Genomic DNA, 8229 nt, shown 5'->3' with positions numbered 1-8229 from the left:
TCTATGCATTACTGTATGGTATCTTTACTATGATCACAGTTGCTCTTGGCTTCCGTGCAGGATTCAGCTTCTCTGCCGGTGCTATGGACCTCCTGTTCTCATCCTCACTGCCTGCAGCACAGAAAACATGGCTGATCATTCGTAAGTAGGTAATCATCTGTACCTGTTATCCTCGATTTTTTTCTGATATACTCTCCTCAAAACCTGAAAGGATTGTACCATCATGAAAAAAGACGAAAAACTTATTCTTTGGACAGAACGTCTGCAGGCGTTCCAGGCCAGTGACCAGACCTGCAGGGAGTGGTGCCGGGAACATCAGATCCCTGTTTCTACCATGACATACTGGAACCGTAGATTACGTACACTCGAAAGCGAATCACAGCCGGAACTGGTTTTTGCAAAGATGCCAACGGAGCAGGAACTTTCCACAAGAGGAGCCATAACAGAAAATATACCTCTGCGTATCTTTATTACAGACAGTATCCGGATTGAAATTATGCCGGACTGCCCGCCAGAGCTTCTGCACGTTTTCGTAAGAAGTCTGAAAGAGCATGCTTGAACTGGCTGGCAGGGCGTGGAAGAAGAGTGACTTCGATGACGGCTTTTAGGATGATGTCACTGTGTAAAGACTACCTCAAAGATCGTTCCGCCGGACGGGCTGGACTGAACGGTTATTCTGCCGTCATGTACGCGCACGATTTCACGAACCAGGGCCAGCCCAAGACCTACTCCGCCAAGCTGGCGGCTTCTGGATTTATCTACGCGGAAGAATGGTTCAAATATGCGTTCTTTTAATTCCGCCGGGATTCCGCTTCCGGTATCTTCTACGGACAGACAGATGTTTTTTCCCTTCCGGTATGCGGTTACGGTAACCTGTCCGCCGAAATGATTGTATTTGATTGCATTTTCAACAAGGTTGTATACCATTCGGTAAATTAAAATGTCACTTCCGACCATCGTGGTATCGTTACAGTTTCCGATCAGTTTTATTTCCTTTTCCTGGGCAAGCGGCTCCAGATCCACCAATACTTCATCGACAAGAGCGTCAACGGCAATGGTTTCATCCCGGCCTACTGTTTGGAGCTCGCTCATATCGAGCAGTGTCTTGACCATTTTGCTGAGTCGGCCGTTTTGCTCTGTCACCATTTTCAGTGTCTGTAAGGTGTCGGCGTCATTGCCCGGATGCGGGGTGGAATGGTATAAATCGAGCTGTACCTGCATGACGGACAATGGGGTCCGAAGCTCGTGTGCTGCATTTGCCGTAAACTGTCTCTGGATTTCAAAAGCATCTGCGAGGCGTTCCAGCATCTTGTTATAGGAAATGCGAAGCTGGTCCAGTTCTTTTACTTTGTTTTCTTCAATTCGCGAATCGGCCAGGTTCTGTGCCTGCACTTCTTCAATCTTTTCAGAGAATTCATGAATGGGCCGAAGTGCATGGCCACTGATAAAATAGGTAGCGACGCCGCCAAGAAGGGCCAATAAGGCGGAAAGGATCAGACTGTTTCTTTTGTAGTCTGCTTTATTGTTATATACCTGAACAGAGAAATCTCTGGCAAATTCATCCCACTTGTCCTCCGGAATGCTGATATAGATTTGATCGGAACCGTCTGTGGCACCGTCTCCGTCCTGATCTCCGGCATCATCGCCCCGGGAATCTACGGTCTCCTGCAGGGAATCGATATAATAAATCCCGTTTTTATAGACAAGCAGAGTCAGACATCCACAGATGACCGCAATATACAGGGTAATGATACAGGTAAGTCTCCACTGCAGTGATATTTTTTTCATCGGTCGGACTCCTCTCGTATTTGATATCCTTCGCCTACTTTATTCAAAATCGGATCGTATCCAAGTACTGCCCTGAGCTTTCGTCGAAGCGAAGACATATGGACGCGGATGGATCCGCTGAAGCTGTCCACGGAGGCATCCCAGACATGCTCGATCAATTCTTCCTGACTTACCGGTCTGCCAAGGTGAAGAAGCAGATATTCCAAAATTCCGTTTTCTTTTCTTGTCAAGGAAACCAGGGTTCCGTTGGCATAGGCCTCCCGTTTGATGGTATCGAATTTGATCCCGCCGCTTTCCAGACAGACATCTTTCTGCACGAATTTTCTTCTTGTCAGACTGCGGATCCGCGCTTCCAGCTCCTGCAGATGGAACGGCTTTTCCATATAGTCATTTGCCCCGGCATCGAGTCCTTCTACTTTGTCTGCAATCTGTCCTCTTGCAGATAAGATCAGCACCTTCGTCTCTTCGTTTTCCTTCCGGAGCTCTTTTAGAAGATCCATTCCGTCCATGCCGGGCAGATTGAGATCCAGGACAATCAGATCATAATTTTCTGCCAGGATGCATTCCAGAGCCTCCGCGCCATCGTAACAGGTATCCACCTCGTACCCGGCAGCGTACAGACTTCTGGCAACTGTGTCACACATTTGTTTCTCATCTTCCACGATTAATAATCTCAAAATTTTTTTCACCCGTCCGTTTCTTAACAATGATTTTACAACTTCTATTGTATAATATCAGAGTCAGCTGGTCAATCAATAGAATCAAAGGAGCAATCACATTTTGAAGTGCAGAAAAATATCTCAAATTGTTTTGGTTATCACAGGCATAGCGATGATGAGCTATGGCGCCGTCAGAGGGGAAGCGGCCGCTGTGCTTGGGAAAGCAATTAAATTATGTCTGGAGTGTGTCGGAATTGGATAAGAAAAAGAAGTTACGATCAAAGAAAATAGCCGGAATACGCGGGTGGATCCAGGCAGCAGCCACACTGCTTACCAATCCTCATATTCCCAATTTTTTTCAGGGAAAAATATATCAGGGCAAAGCGAAAACGGTATGTGTACCGGGGCTAAACTGTTATTCCTGTCCTGCCGCGACGGGAGCGTGCCCTATCGGAGCCTTTCAGGCGGTTGTCGGATCATCCAAATTTAAGTTTTCCTACTACATAACCGGGTTCCTGATTTTACTCGGCGTGACACTGGGAAGATTCATCTGTGGCTTTTTGTGTCCGTTTGGATGGTTTCAGGATTTGCTTCATAAAATCCCCGGAAAGAAATTCTCCACGGCCAGACTGAAGCCGCTGCGGTATCTGAAATATATCATCCTTGTTGTCTTCGTGATTCTTCTGCCGATGTTTGCAACGAATTCGATCGGGATGGGCGACCCGTTCTTCTGCAAATATATTTGTCCGCAGGGCGTTCTGGAGGGGGCGATCCCGCTTTCCATCGGAAATGCCGCAATCCGGTCTGCACTGGGCAAGCTGTTTTCATTTAAATTCGGTATTCTGATTACGGTTGTCGTGCTCAGCATCTTGTTTTACAGACCGTTCTGCAAATGGATCTGTCCTCTTGGGGCAATCTATTCCTTATTTAATAAGGTAAGCTTTTTACACATCACAATTGAAAACAGCAAATGTGTCGGATGCAACCAGTGTTCCAGGGCATGTAAAATGGATATCGATGTGTGCCGGACGCCAAATCATCCGGAATGCATCCGGTGCGGAGCCTGCATCAAGGCCTGCCCGAAGGATGCGATCCACTACCAGTTTATGGGAAAAATGTGTCAGGAAAAGGACACCGGAGATCAGAAATTTTAACATCAGTAGACAAGAAGTCCCCCGCTTCTAAAGCGGTGGGATGAATTGTTAGAAGAAACATAACGGCAGTGGCGGGCGGAGAGAAATCGGTATCCTCCACTGACATGAGGTGAGTCACAGTCGAACTATTTTCGACATGTCAGACTCCGTGAAAATACCGACTGTGAGTTGAAACAATACTATTTTTAAAAGGAGCCATAACTTATGAAAACTAAAAAAACTTTTCTTCCTGTTTTTACACTCAGCGTAGCATTATTACTTACCGCATGCAACGGAAAAGAGGCTGCAGACACAAAGAAAACGCAGACGACCCAGACGGAATCCGGCACAGAAGCTGTCACAGGATCTGTTGCGGAATCCGGCACAGAAACGGCAGGGGCTTCCGGCACGAAGCTGGATGATTTATATCAGCAGGAGAACCAGATTTTTGCAGATCATGCGGACGTATGGAACAAGGTGTTTGGCATGATGAATAAAAGCACGGCTGATCCGAGCGGAAATTATGCGGATTTGTTGGCAGACACGGTTGAAGCCAACAAGGACTCTTTTTCTGAGGACGAGCTGAAAACACTGACGGATGATATTGAAACGATACGAAAAATCGAGGAACAGATAGCGGAATTGGAAAACAGCAATACAGCATCGGAAGATACCGATGCGAAAAACGATTCCGAAGAGACATCTCCGTTCCGGGATTTCTCGGGCCAGGATTATGATGGCAATACCGTTGACGAAAGTCTGTTTTCCAAAAATGCGGTAACAGTCGTGAATTTCTGGTTTACCGGATGCAAGCCTTGTGTTGCTGAGTTATCGAAGCTGAACGAATTAAACGATGCGATCAAATCCATGGGAGGCGAGGTTGTAGGCATCAACACAGAAACCTTCGACGGAAATCAGGATGCGATCAAAGAAGCAGCAGCGGTTCTCGAAAGCCAGGGTGCGAAATACCGCAATCTTTCCATTGATTCTGCTTCCGCGGCAGGAAAGTATGCTTCCGATATTATGGCATTTCCGACCACAATCTTAGTCGATCGAAATGGAAATATTGTGGGAGAACCGATGCTTGGCGGAATCGACAACCAGGAGAATTATGATACGCTGATGAAACAGATCCAGTCTGTGATGGATGCAGACAGCGCAAAGTAAGACGAGAACTGCCACATTGGGGTCAGCCCCCAATGTGGTTTTTTGTTTACAGAAAAATAATTTTATAATCGCATACGCCAAATAGCAGAACACTAAGACGGAATCAATACACATGCACAATATCCGCTGGCAGGTTGAAAACAGTAGATGGTCAGAGTCTTGTCGATTTCCGGACTAACCAGCGTAAAAGCATATGTGACAGGAAATTCTGGAAATGAGCAGGAGAACCGACTCGAAGATGAGGAACATTTACAAGACGAAAGTACAACAAATGAGAAAACAGGAGATGAGAGCAAAGCAGGAATTTGGATTGCGATATTGCTTGTTTTAAGCAATTCTTCTGTTTCGAATGACTCTGAATCGCTATTTCATTTTTTAACAAGCCTGTTCCGAAATGAAACATACTTTACTGCGAATTGTAAAAATACAAGGACGTAGATTCCCGTCAGTATGGCGAAAAAAATGGTCATAGCCGTATTGTCCATATTCAAAAATCCATTTAAAAGCATCGTCACGAAGATCAGCATCAGAGGTATGATTCGTCCTCGAAAAATCCTGTTCAACAGTTCCAGTCTGGACTGATCATCGCAAAAGATATTTTCTTCTTTTTCCATCGATGCAGCGGGTTTGCGAAAATAGGTATATCCTGCAAAATTCATCAGATATTCCCAGCCGCAATCTTCAAACATCTGAATATATTCCTCTTGCTCCTTTACCCCGTCCGGATTGTAATCCAGCTGATAGACGACATCCTGCGGAGTGCATCTTTCAAAGGTATAAATACCGGGGAAGGTCACCTTTTTAAATTTCCATCCTTCCTTATGCCTGCGTCTCAAATATTCTGCTTCTTTTTCATACTCTGTAATGGAAAACCAACGAAACTCTCTTTTTACCTCTCTCATAGCGCTGCCTCCTGTGCATTACGGTACAATCGGTTGATTCTTCTTAGTTCCTGTTCCAGTACTTCTTTTCCGAGCTCTGTGATCTGATATATTTTTCTTTTTTCTTCTTCCAACACAAATTCGATCAGACCGTCTTTTTCCATTTTTGCAAGACTTCCATACATGGTTCCCGGGCCAAGAACCACCTCATTATCGGTCAATTCTTTTACTTTTTGTACGATTCCATATCCATGGTTCGGTGTTTGAAGGCATAATAAAATATAAAATCCTGTCTCGGTCATCGGAACATATACTTTTTTAATATGTGCATCCATAAATAGTTACCTCGCTGCTTGATGTATCGTACTTCGATATATTGAATATATCGCATCACGATATATTTGTCAAGCGGATTGCAAATATCCGCTTGACAAATGCCCTGAGGTTAAGGCAATTCTGAAAATGCAGCAGGCACCGGAGCGGATGTCATAGCCACCAAAAATATCGGGAAAACTTTGTGAAAAAATAGAATTGTGTTTTGCAGGGGTCCCCTGTAAAATAGCGGACAAGAGGGAAAAGAGAGGAAGGGAGATTCTTATCTTATGGGAACAAATGAAAAGAATATGACGGTGGGATCCCCGGGAAAACTGATCATAACGTTTGCCATACCACTGATGCTCGGAAATATTTTCCAGCAGTTTTATACGATGGCAGACACCATGATTGTCGGCCAGGTGGTAGGCGTGGAAGCGTTGGCGGCAGTAGGCGCCGGAGACTGGCTGGTCTGGCTGGTGTTGGGGATTATGACCGGTATCACACAGGGTTTTTCGATTCTTGTATCGCAGTATTATGGAGCAGGGGAAAAGGAAAATCTGAAATGTGCGGTTGCAAAAAGCTATATCATGACCGCCTTACTGTCTGTGATTGTACTTGCAGTAAGTGAAGGCGCAGTTTATCACGTTCTTTTATTTTTACAGACACCGGATAATGTCATTGATCTGACGATGCTATATTTGCGGCTGATTTTTGCGGGAGTCCCGGTTATAGCTGCCTATAATATCTTTGCGGCGATCTTAAGGGCACTTGGAAACAGCAGATCTCCGCTGATTGCAATGACCGTGGCAGCAGTGATCAATGTGGGACTGGATTTGTTGTTTGTGGCAGTTTTGGGCTGGGGCGTAGCCGGAGCAGCAGTGGCGACCGTTATTGCACAGGGATTTTCCGCCGTGTACTGCTTGCTTGTGCTGCGGAAAATCCGGGATATCCGACTGGAAAAGGAGGATTTTTACAGGCAGCCGTCTATGAGTCTGCGGCTTTTGAAGCTGGGGACTCCTCTTGCCATACAGAACGTGATCATTTCTGTGGGAGGACTTACGGTACAGTATGTGATCAATGGCTTTGGCTTTCTGTTTGTAGCCGGATTTACGGCAACGAACAAGCTGTATGGAATTTTGGAGATGGCTGCGGTTTCTTATGGATATGCGATTACCACTTATGTAGGGCAGAATCTTGGCGCAAAGAAATATCAGAGAATCCGAAAAGGTGTGCGCAGCGGTACGTATATGGCAGTGCTCACTTCTGTTTTCATTTCCGGTATGATGGTGCTGATTGGGCGTAATATATTGTCTCTGTTTGTATCCGGTGAACCGGAGCAGATCCGACAGGTATTAGATATTGCATATAAGTATTTGTTTATCATGGCTGTCTTTTTGTGGATACTGTATTTGCTGCATGTGTATCGTTCCGCGATCCAGGGGCTGGGCAATACTTTGATTCCGCTTGCCAGCGGCATTGCAGAATTTGTGATGCGTGTCAGCGTTGCGCTGCTGCTGCCGAAATGGATCGGCGAAGAGGGAATATACTATGCCGAGATCTGTGCATGGAGCAGTGCGGCTGTTTTACTGATCATAAGCTATATGATTCTGATACGAAAATATAAAGATGCTAAAACGTCAGAAAGCTGATGCAGTCTCGCCTGCAATAGGATTTTAGATCTCTTACCCCGATTAAAGCATAAGTAAGAAATAATACAAAAAAAGCAGTGCTGCAGAACGCAAACTACAGGAAACAGATGGGAAGGCGTACCCGAGGTACGACAAAAATCTGTCATGCGGTAATTTGCGCTCTGTGGGACTGCTTTTTTGCATGATTCTTGGAGTTTTGGGGAATTACGACAAGAAATAACCAAAAATTTCAATAACTAATCCAAAAATATTCTATTTTTTTTCAGACCGCTTGTGATTATAATGAATTCATCAGCTAGGAACGAAGCGAATCTAGCAAAATCACCAAACGGGAGGAATAAAAATGAAAAGAAAAGCATTAGCAGCAATTATGGCAGTAGCTATGGCAGTATCCATGGCTGGTTGTGGAGGATCCCCATCAGAGTCTAAAGATTCTACCCAGAAAACAGAAACAGCAGATTCTACGGCATCAACGGGCGGAAGCGTAGAAAACAAGGACAAACCTCTGTGCTGGTTCAACCGTCAGCCATCCAGCAGTGCTACCGGCGAACTGGACAAAGATGCTCTGAACTTCAACGGAAATACTTATTATGTAGGTTTCGATGCAAACCAGGGTGCTGAACTGCAGGGACAGATG

General features: G+C 45.3%; 9 protein-coding genes and 1 pseudogene. 6 read left to right on the top strand and 4 right to left on the bottom strand.

The annotated features are described in order from the left end of the window. Positions 1–223: 223 nt before the first annotated feature. Positions 224–559, top strand: a complete 336-nt coding sequence (tnpA, locus tag ACY2VT_RS13755) for an IS66 family insertion sequence element accessory protein TnpA (RefSeq protein WP_461880268.1) — start codon at positions 224–226, stop codon at positions 557–559. 56 nt (positions 560–615) lie between these two features. Here the strand turns inward: tnpA and ACY2VT_RS13750 are convergent, their stop codons facing one another. Next, on the bottom strand, positions 616–1788 hold the full coding sequence (locus ACY2VT_RS13750) for a sensor histidine kinase (protein ID WP_461880267.1): 1173 nt from the start codon (positions 1786–1788) through the stop codon (positions 616–618). Further along, complete coding sequence (locus tag ACY2VT_RS13745; RefSeq protein ID WP_022461282.1) at positions 1785–2432, bottom strand: response regulator transcription factor; 648 nt, start codon at positions 2430–2432, stop codon at positions 1785–1787. Before ACY2VT_RS13745 ends, ACY2VT_RS13750 begins: the two co-directional genes overlap by 4 nt. Before the next feature lie 133 nt (positions 2433–2565). Between ACY2VT_RS13745 and ACY2VT_RS13740 the strand changes: the two genes are divergently transcribed. From ACY2VT_RS13740 to ACY2VT_RS13730, 3 genes are all read left to right on the top strand, one after another. Further along, positions 2566–2709: a CD1871A family CXXC motif-containing protein gene (locus tag ACY2VT_RS13740; RefSeq protein WP_461880269.1), complete on the top strand. Its 144-nt coding sequence runs from the start codon at positions 2566–2568 to the stop codon at positions 2707–2709. Further along, positions 2702–3601 (top strand): 4Fe-4S binding protein, encoded by a 900-nt coding sequence (locus ACY2VT_RS13735; protein ID WP_461878001.1) that lies wholly within the window; start codon positions 2702–2704, stop codon positions 3599–3601. Before ACY2VT_RS13740 ends, ACY2VT_RS13735 begins: the two co-directional genes overlap by 8 nt. A 204-nt stretch (positions 3602–3805) precedes the next feature. Then, positions 3806–4747: a TlpA disulfide reductase family protein gene (locus ACY2VT_RS13730; RefSeq protein ID WP_461880266.1), complete on the top strand. Its 942-nt coding sequence runs from the start codon at positions 3806–3808 to the stop codon at positions 4745–4747. A 368-nt stretch (positions 4748–5115) separates the two neighbouring features. Here the strand turns inward: ACY2VT_RS13730 and ACY2VT_RS13725 are convergent, their stop codons facing one another. Both ACY2VT_RS13725 and ACY2VT_RS13720 read right to left on the bottom strand, forming a co-directional pair. Then, on the bottom strand, positions 5116–5649 hold the full coding sequence (locus ACY2VT_RS13725) for a DUF2812 domain-containing protein (RefSeq protein WP_461875081.1): 534 nt from the start codon (positions 5647–5649) through the stop codon (positions 5116–5118). Then, complete coding sequence (locus ACY2VT_RS13720; RefSeq protein WP_461880265.1) at positions 5646–5963, bottom strand: PadR family transcriptional regulator; 318 nt, start codon at positions 5961–5963, stop codon at positions 5646–5648. The genes ACY2VT_RS13725 and ACY2VT_RS13720 overlap by 4 nt, the downstream gene beginning before the upstream one ends. 267 nt (positions 5964–6230) lie before the next feature. Between ACY2VT_RS13720 and ACY2VT_RS13715 the strand changes: the two genes are divergently transcribed. Continuing rightward, complete coding sequence (locus ACY2VT_RS13715) at positions 6231–7592, top strand: MATE family efflux transporter (protein ID WP_461880264.1); 1362 nt, start codon at positions 6231–6233, stop codon at positions 7590–7592. A gap of 343 nt (positions 7593–7935) precedes the next feature. Beyond that, positions 7936–8229 (top strand): annotated as a pseudogene (locus ACY2VT_RS13710) (substrate-binding domain-containing protein); the annotation flags it as partial.

It is taken from the genome of Fusicatenibacter sp. (assembly GCF_050872605.1).
Taxonomy (GTDB): domain Bacteria; phylum Bacillota; class Clostridia; order Lachnospirales; family Lachnospiraceae; genus Fusicatenibacter.
The sequence above is the reverse complement of the archived record's forward strand: the minus strand, read 5'-3'. Positions and strand labels throughout refer to the sequence as shown.

Bases quoted from the DNA above. Each gene is read 5' to 3' on its own strand.
- tnpA (WP_461880268.1), top strand. From the start codon at position 224: ATGAAAAAAGACGAAAAACTTATTCTTTGGACAGAACGTCTGCAGGCG.
- ACY2VT_RS13750 (WP_461880267.1), bottom strand. From the start codon at position 1,788: ATGAAAAAAATATCACTGCAGTGGAGACTTACCTGTATCATTACCCTG.
- ACY2VT_RS13745 (WP_022461282.1), bottom strand. From the start codon at position 2,432: ATGTGTGACACAGTTGCCAGAAGTCTGTACGCTGCCGGGTACGAGGTG.
- ACY2VT_RS13730 (WP_461880266.1), top strand. From the start codon at position 3,806: ATGAAAACTAAAAAAACTTTTCTTCCTGTTTTTACACTCAGCGTAGCA.
- ACY2VT_RS13725 (WP_461875081.1), bottom strand. From the start codon at position 5,649: ATGAGAGAGGTAAAAAGAGAGTTTCGTTGGTTTTCCATTACAGAGTAT.
- ACY2VT_RS13720 (WP_461880265.1), bottom strand. From the start codon at position 5,963: ATGGATGCACATATTAAAAAAGTATATGTTCCGATGACCGAGACAGGA.
- ACY2VT_RS13715 (WP_461880264.1), top strand. From the start codon at position 6,231: ATGGGAACAAATGAAAAGAATATGACGGTGGGATCCCCGGGAAAACTG.